Genomic DNA, 19045 nt, shown 5'->3' on the forward strand with positions numbered 1-19045 from the left:
TTCCTTTAGTTTAAAATTCAAACTCCTCTCCCAGTTTCGGTAAAACAAGTTCTACATTTTTATCACTGAAATGCTGTAATGCACTTTCATGATTGATTTTTATTGGCGGGAAGGTATCAAAATGACATCCGATCACCTTTGGTGTTTTCAATAACTCAGCTGCTGCAAAAGCTGCTTTTCTCGGGCACATGGTATAATGGCTGCCAATAGGTAGAATGGACAGATCTATATGTCCGAATAATCTCGGGAACAGTTCCATATCTGCCATTACACCGGTATCTCCTGCCAGATAGATGTTTTTACCTTCAGGAAGCCTGAAAATATATCCTACAGGCACGCCTCCGTAGCTTCCGTCCGGAAATGAGCTTGTATGATGGGCCGGAACCATGGAAATTTTAAGATCATCAATTTTTGCGGATCCTCCTAAGTTCACATCGTCCGTATTCTTGGCATTTTTAAAATAACCGCAAATCTCAGGAACCGCAATGATGGTTGCTTCCGGATGATGCTGCAAGACTTCTTCCACATCGGCAATATGATCTCCGTGTGCATGGGTCAACAGGATATAATCTATCTTTTGAGCGGCGATATCAAAACCCGACTGGGCTTTCTGATAGTTGTAAAAAGGGTCGCTCAAAATGGTTTTGTCTTTATAAGTAAACAAAAAACAGTTTTGTCCCAGATATTGTATTTTCATTTTTTAATTTTTTATTAACAATAGTAAAAGTAATACTGAATATATGCAGCCTGCAGTATTTATAAAGAGGAAAGATCTATTATATTTTTTTCCTTTAAATAATGTAAATAAAGCAGGTATAATAAATAGGTTACAAATAATAAAAAAAGGTAATATTAAATATCCAAATCCCATCGCTCCTCCGTCTGTCATAAGGATTTTTGATGTACCATACAGAAAATAAGGGCTTAAAATCAATACCAATATTGATAATATTATATTAATTCTTTTTATGGTCCGGATATTCACCTTTATTTCTGCGGGAATTTATCTTCAATCAGGTTGAGTCTGATCCTGTGTTCCAGATAAGCCTTGCAACCATCTAAAACCGTTGTAAAACCTCCAGTGTTATCATTAATAATTTTTGCCAGATCTTCTCCGGTTTGGATAAATCCGTAGCTTGTAATAACAACAAGAGTTCCTTTTTCCATCTGTTTGAATTCATAATCTACATTGGTTACAGGATCTCCCCATATTGTTCTGATCAGCTGGTCTGAGATAATCTCCTCTACTTTTACATCAGATTTCACGCCATACATTTCCCATTCCCATGTAACCGTTTTGCCTTCTTCCAATCTTCCGGTAGATTTTGTAAACCAAAAATTAGTAGTAATTTCAGGATTGATGAATGCTTCAAAGACCTCTTCAACCGGTCTTCTGATCAGCATCTGAGCTTCAACATATACAGTAGAACTCATAATAATAGTATTTTAATTAAAATAATTAAGACCGAAAGCCGTAAGAACCGCCATCATCAATGTCATGATGCCCACCTGCTTCAGGAAAGGATCAAGTTCTTTCGGTTCTTTTACAGACATTATTTTTCTTCTTAGTTTCATCAGAGGAAGCAACAAAATCATGACAATGAAAACATAGTAGTTCTGCATCTGTATAAAACCGTTTACTCCTAAAAATATAAGGATCAGGATCAGGGGAAGCTGAAGCAGGATCATTTCATAGATCATGGCATTTCTGAAGCCTAATCTTAAAGCTAAGCTGTTCTTTCCGGATAACCTGTCGCTTTCAATATCCCTCATATTGTTAAGGTTAAGGACCGCCATGCTCATCATCCCGATGGCCGTGCCCGGAAGCAAAACGTCCCAGCTGAAAGTTTTTGTAAACAGAAAATAGCTTCCGCAAACGGAAACCAATCCGAAAAATATGAATACAAAAAGATCTCCCAATCCCATATATCCATAAGGTTTTTTACCCACGGTATAACCGATCGCAGCCAAAATGCTTGCTATTCCCAGCCCTATAAAAATATAAAACTCATTCATATGCTCCGGAATAAAAGCAACATACAACAGAGCAACCGTAGCAGCCAGAGATAATATGGAAAAAAGGATCACCGCATTCTTCATCTGCTTTGCCGTGATCTTTCCTGAGGCTACAGCCCTGGATTCCGCTTCGTTAATCCTTTTGGCATCAGTTCCTTTCACCCCGTCACCATAATCATTGGCATAGTTTGATAAAACCTGATACAGCAGGGTCACCAGAAGAGCCAGTGCAAATATTTTCCAGTCCCAGGTTCCGCCTTCACCATACAGTCTCCATTTTGCAATGAAGGCTCCCATGATAATCCCGCTTAGAGACAGCGGTAATGTTCTCAGCCTTGCGGCTTTTATCCATTCTGACATTATTATTTATTTTGAATGATTTTTAGACTTTTCTATTGTATAGATCATATAATTGAAAAGTCTCTTTGCTTTTAAAAAATCTACTGCAGAAAAGCTAAATCTGCCTGCAGACGTATATAAGATAATACTTCCTATGTTCGCTTTTCTTTGCCAAAAATACTGAGAAATTTTCACAGTCTGAAGTTTTTCTATTTCAAAAGTACGGTAATGGATGTCCCAAAATCCGGATCTCAGCCTGATAAATCTGTCACTGTAATATAACCTGAGATTAAGGAAAGAAACCACTAAGAAGAGCTCCACAATAATGAAATAGGCTAAAACTATCAGCCAATAATCCATCAGCAGGTTCTTATTAAAAATACAAATTAAAACCAGCGGAAAAATAATCCATTTCATGTTATTCACGACAAGCCATCTGAAATTGGGTTTAAGAGCATGTTTAAACTCTGGTTCCTGTTTCCAGATCGAAAAAATTAATTTTTCTTTTTCGCTTTGATGGATACCCGGAACAGAGGAAACATTTTTCTCATCTTCCCCTTTACCCATTTGAAGGAATCTGATGAACGAAACATTCAGTTTTCTCTGGATCCAGTTTTGGGTTTCTGTAATTACCTGCACTTTAGTTTTGGTAACTATAGCATTCTTTGTATTGAATAAACCGTATTCTAATGATAAACGCTGATCATTCTCAGCGATCCTGAAGTTATAATAGCGGATCAATGTACGTATCACATTGATGAGAACACCCAGAATGACCACAAAAAAGATCAGCCCAGCAATAACGGGAACCGAGAACGTCATGAGCTGTGAAGTAAGCTCTTCATAATTGAGCCTGGTTTCAAAATCAGCTTTATCCAGCAGGTCATTGACCTGAAAGATCCCGTAAATACCTAAACTTATTAAGGCAAAGAAACTCTGGACATAGTTTGCTGTGAATCCGTATTTTAATAAACTGAGGGTTGAGATCCTGATGCTTTGCGGAGCTGTTTTTTCTTCAACAGGTTCGTTCGTATTTTCTATCTTCAGATCATTTTCTGAAAGAAGGTATTTTTTCAGATCCACGGCATTCTGACGGGAAAGCGCAGAAACAGAAACTTCTTTCTCTGAACTTCCCGGTGTATCGATCTCCAGTTTATAGATATTAAATATGCGGTGGATAAACGGTTGGGAAATATTAACTTCCTGGATCTTATCTTTTTTGATCTTTATGGTTGATTTATTGATAATGCCTTTATGGATCACAAATTCCTCATTTTCCGGATCTATATAATATTTGAAATTATAATACTGTAAAACCGCTGAAACAATTAAAAGAATTAAAACCGCAATTATAAAAAGAACAATGAATACCGGGCTTATATCCTTTTTTTTGAAAAAAAATATGAAGATCAGCGCCCAGGAATTCTTGATCACCTGCCCTATGGAATACAAAAAAAGCAGTACAATCCCCGTCCTCGATTGTCTCTGAGGCTGGAAAAAAGAGTTATGCTCCTGTTCCATCTTCTGCATATTCAGCTTTGATATTTTTCAGGATCAGATCATTAATTCCTTCTGCAGTTTCTTCCGGCAAACCGTTAACGGATATATCACCGGCGTCGGTTCCTGCTGTGTATACGGAAATGGATTTCAGTTTCAGTATTTTTGAAAACCAACCCTGTTCTACTTTAACGTGCTGTATCCTGTTAAAAGGTACAATGATCAATGTTCTTTTCAGCCAGCCGTGCTGGTAAACGAGGTCATTTTCCCGAACTGCATATTTTCTGTACTTAAAGCCTATAGCCGCACTCAGGAATAAAAAGGCAATCAATAATACAACGACTGTAAATACCATTCCTATCTGAAGTGATGAAAAATCTTCGCGAAAGAAAAGATAAGCCGCTAAAAATCCTGAAAGCAAAAACAGTGAAAATAAAATAGTATTCAGGATGATTATTTTAAAATACTGCGGAGAAACCGGAGTGAGTTCCAAATCCTCAAAATTTGGAATTTCAAGATCAAAAAGCTGCTTATTTTCAAATTTTTGTTCCATTAACTGATCAGAAACCCAGTTTTTGAGTTTCCCGGTTGTATTGGTTTATGATATCCACTGATTTTCTCCAAAGTTTGGCTTTCTTTTTTCCAGGAATGCATTTCTTCCTTCTTTTGCCTCTTCGGTCATATACGCTAAACGGGTGGCTTCTCCTGCAAAAACCTGCTGCCCTACCATTCCGTCATCTGTAAGGTTCATAGCGAATTTCAGCATCCTGATAGAGGTAGGGGATTTTGCCAGTATTTCCTGTGCCCATTCGTAAGCCGTATCTTCCAGTTCATCGTGAGGGATCACTGCATTCACCATTCCCATATCGAATGCTTCCTGGGCGGAATAATTTCTTCCTAAAAAGAAGATCTCACGGGCTTTTTTCTGGCCCACCATTTTCGCTAAATAAGCAGAACCGTAGCCACCGTCAAAGCTTGTAACATCCGCATCGGTCTGTTTGAAAATAGCATGTTCCTTACTCGCTAAAGTAAGGTCGCAAACCACATGAAGTGAATGCCCACCGCCTACTGCCCAACCCGGAACTACTGCAATCACAGCTTTCGGCATGAAACGGATGAGACGCTGAACTTCTAAGATATTTAACCGGTGCCTTCCGTCTTCACCTACATATCCCTGATGCCCCCTCGCTTTCTGATCGCCGCCACTGCAAAATGCCCAGCCTCCGTCTTTAGGGCTCGGCCCTTCTCCCGAAAGCAATACAACCCCTATTGAAGGATCTTCTGAAGCATCATAAAAGGCATCATATAATTCCGAAGTCGTTTTGGGCCTGAAAGCATTACGGATCTCCGGTCTGTTGAAAGCAATCCTTGCTACTCCGTTACATTTTTTATAGGTAATATCCTCGTATTCTTTGGCGGTTTTCCACTCGATCATTTTGTAAAAATTTTTCTCAAATATACGGAATTACAGAGAATTTTAACATTCAAATTTGATGATAATCACCCGAAAAATATTAAAATAAACTATATTCTGCCCAGAGTAAAAAACAAAAAACCGGAACAATATCTGTTCCGGTTCCGGTTATTCTTTAAAAGAAATTATTGTTTAGGCTGTTGTGCCTGAAGTTCAGCTTCTTTAGCTTTCATTTCAGCCATTTTTGGCTGATTTTTAGTTATTCCGTAGATGTTTTTTAGTGTGGTAACCGCTTCTAAATTGGTCGGATTGGTCTGATACCATTTTTCAGCATAGGGTAAAGCCTTATCGAATCTTGCTTTTCTGGCTTCGATAAGTTCCGTTGCTTTATCTGGATCCGATTTTCTTACTGCATTGATATCGTTGACTGCTTTTTCATCATCTCCGATAACTGTCAACACCAGGTTCTGATGTGCATTGGACATAGCCGGCTGAAGCTCAAGTGCTTTTTTGAATGAAGTTTCTGCATCCGCTACCGTGGCCGGATTTTTAGACTGTAATACTCCCAGGTTATACCAATTGGTAGCATCGTTAGGATTTTTAGCCAGCTGCTCTTTCAGGTTGACCATGAATTTATCGGTATCTCCGGCCTGATAAAGAGCGGTTCCCTGAAATTCTTTTAACTTGGTGCTATTAGGGAATTTTGCCAATCCTTTTTCAATAATAGCTAAGGCTTCATTATTTTTCTTTGCATTCAAAAGCAGTGTAGCCTGTGTTTCATACAGGTCGGCTTCTACGCTTTTAGTCTGCTCTGTTTTAAAATCAGTATAATCTTTGCTGGTTTTTTTAAGGATCTCCCAGGTATTCTTGTCATAAGTTGAAACCTGACCGTTTTTATCTTTGGCAGTATAAGTAGTCTGAACTCCTGTATACCCGGAATTGATCAAATCTGTATATATTTTAATAGCTTCATCCACATTATTAGCCAATGCATAGCTAACTCCTGCATAATACATATATAATTTGTCTTCCTGACCATTCGTCTTTAATAAGTTATATACTTCTAAAAACTTGGGAGCAGCAGCAGCATAGTTTTTTACATTATACGCATCCATAGCTGCTTTATTAGCACTCTGAAGCTTTGCGTTAATATCTTCCTTTTGCCCAAAAGCAAAGGCAGACGCCACAATAGCCATACCTAAAATTAGCTTTCTCATAATCACTATTTTATATTAATTGTACAAATTTATTCTTCAGAATCAGCATTCTCATTTCCTTCAGCCGGGTTTTCATTTTCGGCCTGAGGTGTTGCGTTGCTTTCCTGATTATCAGCTGCATCTGCCCCTTCTTCAATTTCTTCAGAATCATCTTCTACATCTTTATCCATCGCTACTTTTGCAATGGCTGCAATTTCATCATTTTTCTTAAGGTTGATCATTCTTACCCCTTGCGTATTTCTTCCCATCACCCTCATTTCATCCATTCCCATTCTGATGGCCACTCCTGATTTATTGATGATCATTAACCCGTCTTCATCCGTCACATTCTGAATGGCGATCAGGTTTCCTGTTTTATCAGTAATATTAAGGGTAATTACTCCTTTTCCTCCCCTGTTGGTGATTCTGTAATCCTCTACTGCAGTTCTCTTTCCATATCCCTTCTCAGAAACCACAAGTACCGTTTCATTTTCTACATCATTCACAACAATCATACCAATAACCTCATCATTGTCTTCAAGCGTGATACCACGCACCCCGATGGAGCTTCTTCCTACTTCTCTTACTTTTTCTTCAGGGAAACGGATACATTTACCGTTTTTAGTAGCGATCATGATCTGAGAGTTTCCGTTAGTCAGGTAAGCACTTAATAACTGGTCGTTATCTCTGATCTCAATGGCATTAACCCCATTCACTCTTGGTCTTGAATAAGCTTCAAGCGAAGTTTTCTTGATTGTTCCGTTCTTGGTAACCATTACCACACTCATCTGATTTACATATTCAGAATCTTTAAGGTTGTTGGTTCTGATGTACGCTTTGATCTTATCATCCGGCTCTATATTGATAAGGTTCTGAACCGCTCTTCCTTTTGCCGTTTTGGAACCTTCCGGAATTTCGAATACCCTCAGCCAGTAACATCTTCCTTTTTCGGTAAAGAACAGCATATACTGATGGTTGGTTGCAGAAACGATATATTCAAGGAAATCTTCATCCCTTGTCGTCGCAGCCCTGTTTCCTACACCGCCCCTGCTTTGGATCTTATATTCGGAAAGTGATGTTCTCTTGATGTATCCTGCGTGAGAAATGGTAAGAACCACGGATTCATTCGGAATGATATCTTCAATTGACATTTCTCCGCCTGAATAATCGATCTCGGTTCTTCTTTCGTCACCGTATTTTTCTTTAATTTCAATTAATTCTTCCTTGATGATCTGGAATCTTCTGCCTTCGTTGGCAAGGATGTCTTCCAAATTCTTAATCTCCTTCATAATGGCTTCGTACTCGTCACGGATCTTGTCAAGCTCCATTCCTGTTAAACGAGCCAAACGAAGATCCAGGATCGCCTGAGCTTGAATTTCGGAGAGGTCAAATGCTTCGATCAGGCCTTCTTTAGCTGCCTGAGGATTTGCACTGTGACGGATGATGGAAATGGCTTTATCTAAAGCATCCTGAGTACCGATCACTTTCATGAAGCCTTCAAGGATGTGGGCCCTTTCTTTAGCTTTTTTCAGCTCATATTCAGTTCTTCTTACGATCACAACATGCCTGTGCTCAACAAAGTGATGGATAATATCCTTCAGATTCAGCTGTTCCGGCCTTCCGTTGACCAATGCAATATTATTGACACTAAAAGAGGTTTGAAGCGCTGTATATTTGTATAAAAGGTTCAGGACTACATTCGGGATCGCATCATTTTTCAATTCATATACAACACGCAGACCTTTTCTGTCTGACTCATCCCTTATTTCATATATTCCCGGAATTTTTTCATCTTTAACCAGTTCTGCTGTTCTGGCGATCATCTCTGCCTTATTAACCTGATAAGGAATTTCAGTAACGATAATGGCATTTCTGTTTCCTATTTCTTCAAAGCTGACTTTGGCACGAAGAATAACTCTTCCTCTACCGGTATGGAAAGCATCCCTTACCCCGTCATAGCCATAAATGATGCCTCCTGTAGGGAAATCGGGAGCAATAATGTGCTGCATCAGCTCATCGATGGTAATTTCCTTGTTATCAATATAGGCACAGATAGCGTCTATAGATTCTGATAAGTTATGCGGGGCCATATTGGTCGCCATCCCTACCGCAATACCGGAAGTTCCGTTCACCAAAAGGTTTGGAACTTTAGTAGGCATTACCGTAGGTTCAGTTAAACTATCATCAAAGTTATTCTGAAAATCTACCGTTTCTTTATCCAGGTCTGAAAGGATCTCATCGGAGATCTTTTTTAATCTTGCTTCGGTATAACGCATTGCCGCAGGGGGGTCACCATCCATAGATCCAAAGTTCCCCTGGCCGTCAACCTGAGGATAACGTAAGCTCCATTCCTGGGCCATTCTCACCATTGCATCATATACAGAGGAGTCACCGTGCGGATGATATTTACCTAAAACATCCCCAACAATTCTCGCAGATTTTAAATATTTTCTATTGGAAAAAACCCCTAAGCCATACATACCATAAAGCACTCTTCTATGAACGGGTTTCAAGCCATCTCTTACATCCGGTAATGCTCTGGAAACAATAACGGACATCGAATAATCGATATAAGATGACTTCATTTCATCAACAATGTTGATAGGAATCAGTCTTTCTCCTTCTTTTTGCATAAACAAATTTTATTATAATGATAGTCAGACCCTTAGATGAGTGTCTGAGAATTATTTGTTACCCTTTTTTAATAACGGGCTAATTTACGAAAAATTTGCCGATTTTTGCCCTAGAATTTATCCACAAAATCTTAAAAATTCATAAAATATGAGCGTATTAAGTATAACTTTCCATTGTCCGAAAAATAATATTGAGGAATGGGAAAATTATATGGACGAGTCACTGATCTTAATGACTGAAAATCTTATGGATGTAAATAAATATATCCTTTCTGAAGTACACAGTGATTATATTGAGGAGGGAAAGAATTACAACCTTCTTTTGCTGTTTGATAATGATGATCTTCGGAATGATTTTATTCAAAGTGAACTGGTAAATATCACGGAAAGAATTGAGAAAAAGTTCGGACAGGATATTATGATTTTCAACACGTTTTTAAATCCAAAGAAATCTAGGTTTTAAACGATAAAGGATAAAAGCCCTGATGTTGATCGGGGCTTTTGGGTTATTAATTTTTGATCTTTGAGCCTGTTTTTTTTGAACTATTAAAGAACCATAAGATGTTATTAAGTATTATAGTCTAATATAGGTCGTTTATTGAACTTTGTTTTAATATTTTTTACGACTATAAATCCTAGTTTATACTTATTAATAAACCTTTTCGCTTCTTCTTTCCAGCATGACCACATCTTTCCATTCACCATTCAGTTTTCCTAATTTCTGACGGGTGCCTACGATCCGGAAACCGTTTTTCTGATGGAATTTGACTGATGCCTGATTTTCCGGGAATATATTGGACTGTAAGGTCCAGAATCCGTGATCTTCACTATCTAAAATCATCTTTCTGAGTAATACTGATCCCAAACCCAATCCCTGATATTTATCGTCAAAATAAATGCTGACTTCTGCAACGCCTTTAAAACACTGTCTCTTACTTACGGGTTTCAACCCGCACCAGCCTACGACTTCATCGTTTTCATTTTCCAATACCCATCGGCAGTCATTAAAAAATTCCATACCCCAGGCTTCCGCGTTGGGAACTTCTGTCTCGAAAGTCGCCATTCCTCCATCGATACCCATCCGGAAAATTTCCAAAACCCGGGGAATATCTCCCGGAAGCATTTCTCTTAATTCGTAATTCATTGTGCTAGTGATATTTTCTTTTATTTTTTCGCTTTATCCTTGTATAATGTGTCTGCTTATCGTTCTCATCCTGTGATATAACGCTGATATTTCCGTCAACTTCCAGAATAGAGAGTTTCACATGTTTTATTGTCTCTACTCCATGTTCTCTTATGGCTTCTTTCAGCTCATCCTCGGTAATTTTCACTTTGCTCAGGGCTTTTTCATCAACTATACCGTCTTTAACCAAAATTACAGGATCATCCTCAAGAAATTTTTCAAAAGAATGGTTGGAGAACATCAGCCTTTTGACAATAAAATTAGCGGCAAACAATACTAATGCAGCAATAAGACCGCCCTGCAAAGAGGTATCCTGCCCCACCATAGCGTTCTGTACGGCATTGGAAATAAGCAGCAGCAAGACCACGTCTCCGGCATTAAGCTGGGAAAGCTGGTTTTTACCAAATAAACGGATAGCTATTACCATAAAAAGGTAAACGCAAAGGGAGCGGACCACTACATCAAGAATAGGATTCACAATAGTTTATTTATACTCAAATGTATAAATTTTTACGTTTTGCGGAATGTAAATTTTAAGATTTTAATGAAATAAAAAAACCGCTTAAAAAGCGGCTTTAATTTTTTAAGGACATTGAGCAATCGGAACTTCGCTGCATACTACAGCATTCATCCATTCGCAGTAAACACAGTACTTTTTAGGAGCACCGCCACTTACTTTTTTCAATTCTTCTTTTGAAAGTTTTTTCAGATTTTTCATATCGTTTTACTTTTGCTGGTTCAATTTAAAACGAAATATCTAATACTTTATTACAGCTTAAGGTTTAAAACTTTCAGCATTTTCAGATTCAAACATTAAAGTTCTCTCTTTAAAAACTTCCCTGTAAGACTCTTTTTAGATTTTATAATCTCTTCCGGGGTTCCCTGTGCTACGATCTGTCCGCCATGCTTCCCGCCTTCAGGACCAACATCTATAATGTGGTCCGCCATTTTGATGACATCCATATTATGCTCAATAATGATGAATGAATTCCCAAGATCTACCAATTGATTGATCGCATCCATCAGGATCTTTACATCTTCAAAATGAAGCCCGGTTGTAGGCTCATCCAGGATGTACAATGTATTTCCCGTCTGTCTCTTGGCTAGTTCCGTGGCCAGTTTTATACGTTGTGCTTCACCACCGGAAAGTGTGGTAGACTGTTGTCCCAAGGTGATGTACCCTAGACCTACATCATGCAGGGTTTTCACTCTGGCATAGATCTTCGGGATCGGCTGGAAGAATTCCACGGCTTCATCGATCGTCATGTCCAGTACATCGGAAATGGATTTTCCTTTATAACGGACTTCCAGGGTTTCTCTATTGAAACGCTTTCCGTTGCAGGTTTCGCAATGAACATATACATCCGGCAGGAAGTTCATTTCAATGACCTTCAAGCCTCCGCCCTGGCAGGTTTCGCATCTTCCGCCTTTCACATTGAAAGAGAATCTTCCTGGCTTATATCCACGGATCTTACTTTCCGGCAATTCTGAAAAAAGGTTTCTGATATCCGTAAACATTCCTGTGTAGGTTGCAGGATTTGAACGCGGGGTCCTTCCGATCGGGGTCTGGTCTACATCTACAATTTTATCAATATTCTCAAGCCCTTCGATCTTTTTATAGGGTAAGGGCTCCTGAACTGCCCTGTAAAAATGCTTGTTAAGGATTGGGTAGAGGGTTCCATTAATGAGTGAAGATTTTCCGCTTCCCGAGATACCGGTAACCACCACCAGTTTTCCTAATGGAATATCAAGGTTTACACTCTTAAGATTATTTCCGGTAGCTCCTTTCAGCAATATGCTTTTACCATTTCCGGCTCTTCTTTCTGACGGAACCTCTATTTTTCTTTTTCCGTTAATGTATTGCGCCGTAATGGTATCGGCTTTCAGCAGATCTTTGGGTTTTCCCTGCCAGAGGATCTCTCCACCAAATTTACCGGCTCTTGGACCAATATCCAGCACCTCATCAGCTTCCAGGATCATATCTTTGTCATGCTCTACTACTAAAACGGAATTTCCAATGTCTCTGAGATTTTTCAGTGAATTGATCAATCGCTCATTATCTCTCTGATGCAACCCGATGCTGGGTTCATCCAGAATATACAGCACATTTACCAGCTGGGAGCCAATCTGTGTTGCGAGACGGATCCTCTGGGATTCTCCTCCTGAAAGTGTTTTTGAGCTTCTGCTCAGACTCAGGTAGTCCAGCCCCACATCCAATAAGAATTGCAGGCGGGTTTCGATCTCTTTTAAAATCTCGTGGGCAATGATCTTATTTTTTTCGGAAAATTTATCTTTAACCTCTTTCAGCCAATCCTGTAAATCAGCCAGACTCAAGGCATTGACCTCAGCAATATTTTTTCCATCGATCTTAAAACTCAGGCTTGACTGCTGAAGACGCGTTCCGCCACATTCAGGGCAGGCTTCTTCTGTTGTAAAGTGCCTTTCCAAAAGGATCGCTTCATAGGTTTCCCTCTCATCGATAATCTCCTCCATGAAAGGAATCAATCCATCGAAACTAACCTTTATTTTCTTGGTAATCCCGGCATATTTAAGATCTTTATTGAATTCTTTATGACAGCCGTTATACATATAATCCAATGCTTCCTCAGGAACCTCTTTTAAAGGAGTGGCCAAGCCCAAACCGAAAATTTCAAGGATACTTTTGATCTGCGACAAGATCCATTTGTTGGATTTAATATCTTCCAGAGGAAGTAGACCACCCTGATTAATGGATAGTTTAGGATTATCGATAAAATAATCTGTATTGATCTTTTTGATGGTTCCCAGTCCTTTACAGTTCGGGCAACTTCCTTTCGGAGAGTTGAAGGAGAAAGTATTGGGTTCGGGCAAAGCTAATGAATGGCCGGTTTCCGCATCCATCAGGTTTTTTGAAAAATATTCGATATCCGTGCCTCCCAGTCTCTGGATCCCGATGATCCCTTCTCCCATTTCCATAGCTGTTCTCAGGGATTTTTCCATTCTGTTTTCGGAAGCACTTTCCCCTATGATCCAGCGGTCGATCACAATATCAATATCGTGGGTTTTATATCGGTCAAGCTTTAAGTCATATTCAATATCCTGCAGCTCACCATCAATTCTTGCCTGTCCATACCCTTTTTTTGCCATTTGTACGAAAAGCTCATGATAGTGCCCTTTTCTTGCTCTCACAACCGGAGCCAACAGCATTATTTTTTCTCCTTTATAATTTTCTTTAATGGTCTCGAGGATCTGCTCTTCGGTATAGCTTACCAGCTTTTTTCCCGTGGATAATGAATAGGCATCGGATACCCTTGCATATAAAAGACGAAGAAAGTCATATAATTCGGTAACGGTCCCTACTGTAGAACGAGGGTTTTTATTCGTGGTTTTCTGTTCAATGGCAATTACGGGAGAAAGTCCTTCTATCTTATCTACATCCGGACGCTCTAATCCTCCCAGGAACTGACGGGCATACGCGGAAAAAGTTTCAATATACCGGCGCTGGCCTTCTGCAAAAATGGTATCGAAAGCCAGTGAAGATTTCCCGCTCCCGGAAAGCCCTGTGATCACCACCAATTCATTGCGTGGGATTTTAACATTAATGTTTTTAAGATTATGCTCGCGTGCGCCGTAAACCTCTATATATTCCGTTGATTTGCTCATAATGTAGAGTGATTCTGCCTGAAAATCACGATGGGCAAAATTACGGAATTTTATGGAATTTTATTCACCACTAATGTTACAAAAGTTTTTGTTTTTAAATTAATAAAAAACTACTTTTCTAAGTGAGATACTTCGACTTCGCTCAGCATGGCAAACAGGATGTTTAATGAAATTATAATAGCAATTATAAGAGTTAATAATGTCTGAGAATAAGGAATTCCGGCTTTCAAACAAGTTTGAAAGCCGGAATTCTAAACTGTAACTAATTGTTATTCATTAACTTTTTTATTTCTATTGATAAAGTAATACACCGGAAGCCCCAATAAAACCATTAAAAATCCGGGCCATGTGTACTGCTGCTTATAGATGAGAAGCAGAATGCAGAACCCTGCACCTATCAATAAATAAATGATGGGAGTAATCGGATATAGCCATGTTTTATAAGGCCTTTCCAGATCAGGTTTTTTAAATCTTAGGTAGATCACTCCGAACACGGTGATCATATAGAATAACACGATCACAAAAGAAATCATATCCAGAAGGTTTCCATACTGTCCGCTTAAGCACAAAACAGAAGCCCAGATTCCCTGCATCCATAATGCATTGGCCGGAACATCATTTTTATTATTATCTACAGCTGACTTAAAAAACAAACCGTCTTTAGCCATTGTCTGAAAAACCCTGGCTCCAGCCAAGATCAGTCCGTTGTTACATCCGAAAGTGGATACCATCACCAATATAGCAATAATAATGGTTCCCGCACTCCCGAATATATTCTGTGAAGCCGCCACCGCCACCCTGTCATTCGCAGCAAATGCAATGGAATCCCTGTCTAAGGCATTCAGGTAAATATAATTTACGGCAATATATAAAATCATTACGGCAGTTGTCCCGTAAATCATTGATTTCACTACATTCTTCTTTGGGTTTTCAATCTCACCTGAAACGAAAGTCACACTTTCCCATGCTACGGAACTGAAAACCGAACCCACCATTGCCGCTGCAATCCCACCGAGTAATGTCATACCTCCAATAGGCTCCCATCCTTCTTTAAGGAAATTTCCGTCTATATCTTTTTTAAGATTGTTAAAAGAATCAGATCCTAAACTGAAATTTTCTGATAAATGGGAAACATCCACTAAAATAAAGCCTACTGCTATCAGCCCCAATAAAGCCAATACTTTAGATCCTGTGAAAATATTCTGTAATAATTTCCCGCTTTCCACCCCTCTTGTATTGATATAGGTCAGCAGAAGAATAATGGCAATAGCTAATATCTGTATCCAGGTGATCTTAAATTCTCCACTCTGAAAAATAGGAGCCGCATCGTTAAGGGCAGGAACGAGATAGGCTGTAAATTTCCCGAAGGCCATAGCCACAGCAGCAATTGTACCTGTCTGGATCACAGTGAACAATCCCCATCCATAAAGAAAGCCCATTTTTTTGCCAAAAATTTCGGTAAGATAAGTGTATTGTCCTCCCGCTTTAGGAAATAGGGCCGAAAGCTCACCGTAACTTATTGCAGCTGCTACGGTCATGATCCCGGTAATGACCCAAACAATGATCATCCAGTATCCGGAACCCAGATTTCTCATCATATCGGCACTTACTATAAATATTCCGCTACCGATCATAGAGCCCATTACAAGCATAATGGCGTCCCAAAGTTTTAGTTTTTTCTGCATAGTGATGTATAGGGGTCAAATATAAACAAATATGCATTTGGTTTTTAACTTTGTTTGTATTTTGGTACTTAATATGACTTTTCTCAAAAAATTAACTCAAAAGTTTTTAATCAGGCTTTAAAAGTCATTAAAAGGTCCATATACAAGGCCATTTCGACTTAGCTCGTTTTTCCTAAAGTTTTTTATCCACCTTAAGTATCCGGAAAGCTTTTGTGGCTTTTGTAGTGGAAAATAAAACAAGTTCAGGGTTATACAGGTTTTGGATTCAATTTTTATTAGTATTTTTGGAAAAAATATTAAAAATGAAATTCAAGGCTATATTATTTGCAGTTGCAGTAAGTGTTTCTTCTCTGGCATTTGCGCAGGAAACTTCACAGAAAAAATTTGCTCCGCCAGCCGGGAATGCACTTGTAGGAGATGCATACGGAGCCGGTGTTAACACCCAGTCCGAATCTAAAGCTATTACCGTTAAAAAACTGGCTAAAAAATTAAAAAAAGACAATAAAAAAGCTGAAGGTGTTGCCATTAAAGGTAAAGTAACGGATGTTTGTGAGAAAAAAGGATGCTGGCTAACCATCCAGACTGAAGATGATTCTCAGTTCTTTGTAAAAATGAAAGATTATGCTTTCTTCGTTCCAACAGCTTTAAAAGGTAAAAATGTAGTACTGGAAGGAAGTGCGGAAAGGAAAGTAATTTCTGTGGATGAGCAGAAGCATTATGCCGAAGATGCTAAAAAGCCACAATCTGAGATAGATGCAATTACAAAACCGAAAGAAGAGATCAGATTTATGGCCAACGGCATTAAAGTAGTCAACTAATTCGTTTTACTGAAACAAATTATAAAACAAAAGCGGAACAATTAAATTGTTCCGCTTTTTTAATCTTCTATTTTAAAATCGGCAACAGCATCCAGTTTCGGATATTTAGTTGCTGAAACAAATTTTTTGCCTGTGCAGTCTACTTCCAGCCAGCCTTTCCGTTTTTTCACATCTCCTACTTCCATTACAAACGGTATAAAGGATATTTCATCTTTTCCCTCTTCCATGACCTCTCTATACTGTACAGCCACATCCAGAATGCATTCATGCTCCGTATTCAGCTTCACATTCCTGTAGACCACATCATAATGAGTTTCCTGGTTTTCCGGAATTTTGAGATAAGTTTCCCAGCCGGTAGTACCGGAATTCAGGTCACTCATCGCGCTCAAGGCATCATATAATGCGATGGTGTAATATTTTCTGGTTTGCTTCCTCGTGTAATCATCCACAAAATGCCCGCCTTCAAATAAAATGGTAGGCATTCCGCTCTTTATAAAATTGTCTCCGGTAGATGTCGGATAGAATTCATCAGAATATCTTCCAATCTGGTTAGGGATCAGGTGTTTTAAATGATCATAGACACGGGCAATGACCGCCATGCATTTTTTCCTGTTCTCCGTAACCGTACGTTCCACATTTTCTGAAGGGGCCAGAAAAGACAATGTGGCCGGATGAACACCATCTGTAGTAAAGATGGTTCTCTGCTCATGAAGATTCAGGGCATAATCATATTTTTTAGAAGAGGCCATTGCTTTAAGGAATTTGATCTCTGTGCTGGCTTCATTATGAAAATCCCTGTTCAGGTCAATATCTGCTGCATTCAGCCTTGTCCATCGTTCCGAACCATCCGGATTTAACATAAAAATAAAATCCAGAGAGATCTTACTGAAAAGCTCTTCCTTCATTTGAGGTTGTTTATCCAAACTAATCAGCAGATCAAGCATGGCGTGGGTAGCATTGGATTCATTACCATGCATCTGTGACCAGGCCAGAACATGAATGCTTCCTGTACCAACACTTAATTTGTAAATAGGCTTATCCAAATATGATCTTCCAATCTCCTGAATGTAATCGCTGAGATTCGTCTGTAGGTAGAAAAATAATTTTTCAGGGGAAATATAGCGATTAGGAAAATCGGGATTCGGGAAATAGATCTGTTCAAAATTCATTTGTGAAATGGTTTACAGGAGTCAAATTTAACCATTTTTATGCTGAAAAAGAAATTAACATTTGTAACATTATTAAACAATGTAAATTGCCAGTTTGTCTGTGGATAAAATTGTGGATTGTGAATAATTTAATATATTTAATTTAATTAATTTAAAATCAATAAATTATGTTATTTATTTAAAATAGTTTTTGAACTTTACTTTAAGTGGTAGAAATCCTATTTATACTGAATTGAGCGTAATTTCGTTAAACAAGAATAATGTGGAAAAGCGCATTGTTTTCCTTTAATATACAAGTGTAAACAGGTTTAAATTCCAGGTTTATTACAGTTTTTATCTGGCAAATTCAGGTTGAAATAAATGATATAACTTTCCCGACTATGACTTTGGAAATGCTGCAACTAATGCAAGCTAAAACGAGCTATAATAAAGGATCAAAAGCTCTGTTAGCTATTACCCTTTACTTCTCATTTATATATTATAGGTATAAGATCAGGCATTTAACCTGTCTCCCACTCTAGACAGTAATTATGTACTATAATTTATCTGTATAAGCTATAAACAGGATATTTATGAAAAATATTTCACTTTAAATATAACATTATATCTTCTACCTCATTTGTTACTTTAAGTACTTTAACAGAAAGGCGATAACAAGATAAAATTCCCATTGTAAGTATATAACTGACATAATTTAAAATGTAAACTACTGTATATTAATACATTACTTTAATTTACTTTTGTATATTAAGATATTTTACATTTGTTTACTTTTGTGTCTTGCATTTGTAAACTTTATTTTTACATTTGTAAAGTAATTTTAAACCTTATTTTATGAGTTTAAATGAGAGAATTTCAAAAGTGATCGAGTATTCAAATCTCACTTCTTCTGAGTTTGCAGATGAAATAGATGTACAACGTTCTTCTATTTCCCACATAACCTCCGGGAGAAACAAACCTTCCCTGGAGTTCATCATCAAGATAAAATCCCGCTTTCCTGAGATTTTATGGGACTGGCTAGTTACCGGCGAAGGCGAAATGCTGAAATCTGACCTTCCTGAAAAATACGAAACCGAGATTTCTGAAGACAAAATAAAGCCCACACCTCTGCCGGATCTGTTCTCTTTAATTGATGATGATAATTTCGGAGTGACAGAAAGTGAGGACAGAACCCAAAAAGAAAGCCCGCGAGAATTCAATATTCCTTACCCAAGTACAAATGAAGAAAAAATAAGCGATTCTCAGCGATTAGAAAAACATAATGAAGAATTTGTCAGCCAAGTCATTGGAAATCAATATCATAAAATCAAAAGGATTGTTCTGTTCTTTGAAAACGGAAAATTTGAAAGTTATGAGCCTTAAAAAAACCTGATCAAAAAAAATGACCAGGTAAAAATATTTGAAGAAGAAAGCTAAAGCAGATTGCTTTATTTTTGTATATCATATTCCTTTT

Annotated in this window: 17 protein-coding genes; 3 read left to right on the forward strand and 14 right to left on the reverse strand. The window is 38.2% G+C overall.

The features are described 5' to 3' along the window. Nucleotides 1–10: 10 nt before the first annotated feature. The 8 genes from HNP38_RS04225 to gyrA form a co-directional block, all read right to left on the reverse strand. Nucleotides 11–697, reverse strand: a complete 687-nt coding sequence (locus HNP38_RS04225; RefSeq protein ID WP_184184920.1) for a metal-dependent hydrolase — start codon at nucleotides 695–697, stop codon at nucleotides 11–13. 290 nt (nucleotides 698–987) lie between these two features. Continuing rightward, the gene (locus HNP38_RS04230) at nucleotides 988–1434 is read right to left on the reverse strand and encodes an SRPBCC family protein (RefSeq protein ID WP_184184923.1); all 447 of its coding nucleotides are present in this window, start codon (nucleotides 1432–1434) and stop codon (nucleotides 988–990) included. Nucleotides 1435–1446: 12 nt separating this feature from the next. Further along, a complete protein-coding gene (gene menA / locus HNP38_RS04235) occupies nucleotides 1447–2376 on the reverse strand; it encodes a 1,4-dihydroxy-2-naphthoate octaprenyltransferase (protein WP_184184926.1) in 930 nt (309 codons plus the stop codon). A gap of 6 nt (nucleotides 2377–2382) precedes the next feature. Continuing rightward, complete coding sequence (locus tag HNP38_RS04240) at nucleotides 2383–3885, reverse strand: PH domain-containing protein (protein ID WP_184184929.1); 1503 nt, start codon at nucleotides 3883–3885, stop codon at nucleotides 2383–2385. Then, the gene (locus HNP38_RS04245; RefSeq protein WP_184184932.1) at nucleotides 3860–4405 is read right to left on the reverse strand and encodes a PH domain-containing protein; all 546 of its coding nucleotides are present in this window, start codon (nucleotides 4403–4405) and stop codon (nucleotides 3860–3862) included. Before HNP38_RS04245 ends, HNP38_RS04240 begins: the two co-directional genes overlap by 26 nt. Before the next feature lie 45 nt (nucleotides 4406–4450). Beyond that, nucleotides 4451–5287, reverse strand: a complete 837-nt coding sequence (locus HNP38_RS04250) for a 1,4-dihydroxy-2-naphthoyl-CoA synthase (protein ID WP_184184935.1) — start codon at nucleotides 5285–5287, stop codon at nucleotides 4451–4453. Between the two features lie 164 nt (nucleotides 5288–5451). Then, nucleotides 5452–6483, reverse strand: a complete 1032-nt coding sequence (locus HNP38_RS04255) for a tetratricopeptide repeat protein (protein ID WP_184184938.1) — start codon at nucleotides 6481–6483, stop codon at nucleotides 5452–5454. 29 nt (nucleotides 6484–6512) lie between these two features. Further along, nucleotides 6513–9095: a DNA gyrase subunit A gene (gyrA, locus tag HNP38_RS04260; RefSeq protein WP_184184941.1), complete on the reverse strand. Its 2583-nt coding sequence runs from the start codon at nucleotides 9093–9095 to the stop codon at nucleotides 6513–6515. A 148-nt stretch (nucleotides 9096–9243) separates the two neighbouring features. Here gyrA and HNP38_RS04265 point away from each other — a divergent pair, with 148 nt between their 5' ends. After that, the gene (locus HNP38_RS04265; RefSeq protein ID WP_184184944.1) at nucleotides 9244–9558 is read left to right on the forward strand and encodes a DUF4286 family protein; all 315 of its coding nucleotides are present in this window, start codon (nucleotides 9244–9246) and stop codon (nucleotides 9556–9558) included. Between the two features lie 186 nt (nucleotides 9559–9744). Here HNP38_RS04265 and HNP38_RS04270 read toward each other — a convergent pair whose 3' ends face one another. The 5 genes from HNP38_RS04270 to HNP38_RS04290 form a co-directional block, all read right to left on the reverse strand. Further along, complete coding sequence (locus HNP38_RS04270) at nucleotides 9745–10239, reverse strand: GNAT family N-acetyltransferase (RefSeq protein ID WP_184184947.1); 495 nt, start codon at nucleotides 10237–10239, stop codon at nucleotides 9745–9747. A gap of 4 nt (nucleotides 10240–10243) precedes the next feature. After that, on the reverse strand, nucleotides 10244–10756 hold the full coding sequence (locus HNP38_RS04275) for a DUF421 domain-containing protein (RefSeq protein ID WP_184184950.1): 513 nt from the start codon (nucleotides 10754–10756) through the stop codon (nucleotides 10244–10246). 105 nt (nucleotides 10757–10861) lie between these two features. Further along, nucleotides 10862–10996, reverse strand: coding sequence for a bacteriocin-like protein (locus tag HNP38_RS04280; RefSeq protein ID WP_184184953.1), 135 nt, complete (start codon nucleotides 10994–10996; stop codon nucleotides 10862–10864). 95 nt (nucleotides 10997–11091) lie between these two features. Further along, on the reverse strand, nucleotides 11092–13920 hold the full coding sequence (gene uvrA / locus HNP38_RS04285; RefSeq protein WP_184184956.1) for an excinuclease ABC subunit UvrA: 2829 nt from the start codon (nucleotides 13918–13920) through the stop codon (nucleotides 11092–11094). 269 nt (nucleotides 13921–14189) lie between these two features. Beyond that, nucleotides 14190–15605 carry an APC family permease gene (locus HNP38_RS04290; RefSeq protein ID WP_184184959.1) on the reverse strand — a complete coding sequence of 472 codons (1416 nt, stop codon included), beginning with the start codon at nucleotides 15603–15605 and terminating at the stop codon, nucleotides 14190–14192. Between the two features lie 302 nt (nucleotides 15606–15907). Between HNP38_RS04290 and HNP38_RS04295 the strand changes: the two genes are divergently transcribed. Further along, on the forward strand, nucleotides 15908–16423 hold the full coding sequence (locus HNP38_RS04295) for a DUF4920 domain-containing protein (RefSeq protein WP_184184962.1): 516 nt from the start codon (nucleotides 15908–15910) through the stop codon (nucleotides 16421–16423). Nucleotides 16424–16482: 59 nt separating this feature from the next. On the opposite strand, the gene HNP38_RS04300 is transcribed toward HNP38_RS04295, so the two are convergent. Further along, nucleotides 16483–17592 carry a M14 family zinc carboxypeptidase gene (locus tag HNP38_RS04300; protein WP_184184965.1) on the reverse strand — a complete coding sequence of 370 codons (1110 nt, stop codon included), beginning with the start codon at nucleotides 17590–17592 and terminating at the stop codon, nucleotides 16483–16485. An 834-nt stretch (nucleotides 17593–18426) separates the two neighbouring features. On the opposite strand from HNP38_RS04300, the gene HNP38_RS04305 reads away from it, so the two are divergent. After that, nucleotides 18427–18954 carry a helix-turn-helix domain-containing protein gene (locus HNP38_RS04305; protein WP_184184968.1) on the forward strand — a complete coding sequence of 176 codons (528 nt, stop codon included), beginning with the start codon at nucleotides 18427–18429 and terminating at the stop codon, nucleotides 18952–18954. Nucleotides 18955–19045: the final 91 nt, after the last annotated feature.

The sequence above is a fragment of the Chryseobacterium defluvii genome (assembly GCF_014204415.1).
Lineage (GTDB): Bacteria > Bacteroidota > Bacteroidia > Flavobacteriales > Weeksellaceae > Chryseobacterium > Chryseobacterium defluvii_A.

Excerpts from the sequence above, each read along its gene's own strand:
- HNP38_RS04225 (WP_184184920.1), bottom strand. The coding sequence starts at position 697 with ATGAAAATACAATATCTGGGACAAAACTGTTTTTTGTTTACTTATAAA.
- HNP38_RS04230 (WP_184184923.1), bottom strand. The coding sequence starts at position 1,434 with ATGAGTTCTACTGTATATGTTGAAGCTCAGATGCTGATCAGAAGACCG.
- menA (WP_184184926.1), bottom strand. The coding sequence starts at position 2,376 with ATGTCAGAATGGATAAAAGCCGCAAGGCTGAGAACATTACCGCTGTCT.
- HNP38_RS04240 (WP_184184929.1), bottom strand. The coding sequence starts at position 3,885 with ATGCAGAAGATGGAACAGGAGCATAACTCTTTTTTCCAGCCTCAGAGA.
- HNP38_RS04245 (WP_184184932.1), bottom strand. The coding sequence starts at position 4,405 with ATGGAACAAAAATTTGAAAATAAGCAGCTTTTTGATCTTGAAATTCCA.
- HNP38_RS04250 (WP_184184935.1), bottom strand. The coding sequence starts at position 5,287 with ATGATCGAGTGGAAAACCGCCAAAGAATACGAGGATATTACCTATAAA.
- HNP38_RS04255 (WP_184184938.1), bottom strand. The coding sequence starts at position 6,483 with ATGAGAAAGCTAATTTTAGGTATGGCTATTGTGGCGTCTGCCTTTGCT.
- gyrA (WP_184184941.1), bottom strand. The coding sequence starts at position 9,095 with ATGCAAAAAGAAGGAGAAAGACTGATTCCTATCAACATTGTTGATGAA.
- HNP38_RS04265 (WP_184184944.1), top strand. The coding sequence starts at position 9,244 with ATGAGCGTATTAAGTATAACTTTCCATTGTCCGAAAAATAATATTGAG.
- HNP38_RS04270 (WP_184184947.1), bottom strand. The coding sequence starts at position 10,239 with ATGAATTACGAATTAAGAGAAATGCTTCCGGGAGATATTCCCCGGGTT.
- HNP38_RS04280 (WP_184184953.1), bottom strand. The coding sequence starts at position 10,996 with ATGAAAAATCTGAAAAAACTTTCAAAAGAAGAATTGAAAAAAGTAAGT.
- uvrA (WP_184184956.1), bottom strand. The coding sequence starts at position 13,920 with ATGAGCAAATCAACGGAATATATAGAGGTTTACGGCGCACGCGAGCAT.
- HNP38_RS04290 (WP_184184959.1), bottom strand. The coding sequence starts at position 15,605 with ATGCAGAAAAAACTAAAACTTTGGGACGCCATTATGCTTGTAATGGGC.
- HNP38_RS04295 (WP_184184962.1), top strand. The coding sequence starts at position 15,908 with ATGAAATTCAAGGCTATATTATTTGCAGTTGCAGTAAGTGTTTCTTCT.
- HNP38_RS04300 (WP_184184965.1), bottom strand. The coding sequence starts at position 17,592 with ATGAATTTTGAACAGATCTATTTCCCGAATCCCGATTTTCCTAATCGC.
- HNP38_RS04305 (WP_184184968.1), top strand. The coding sequence starts at position 18,427 with ATGAGTTTAAATGAGAGAATTTCAAAAGTGATCGAGTATTCAAATCTC.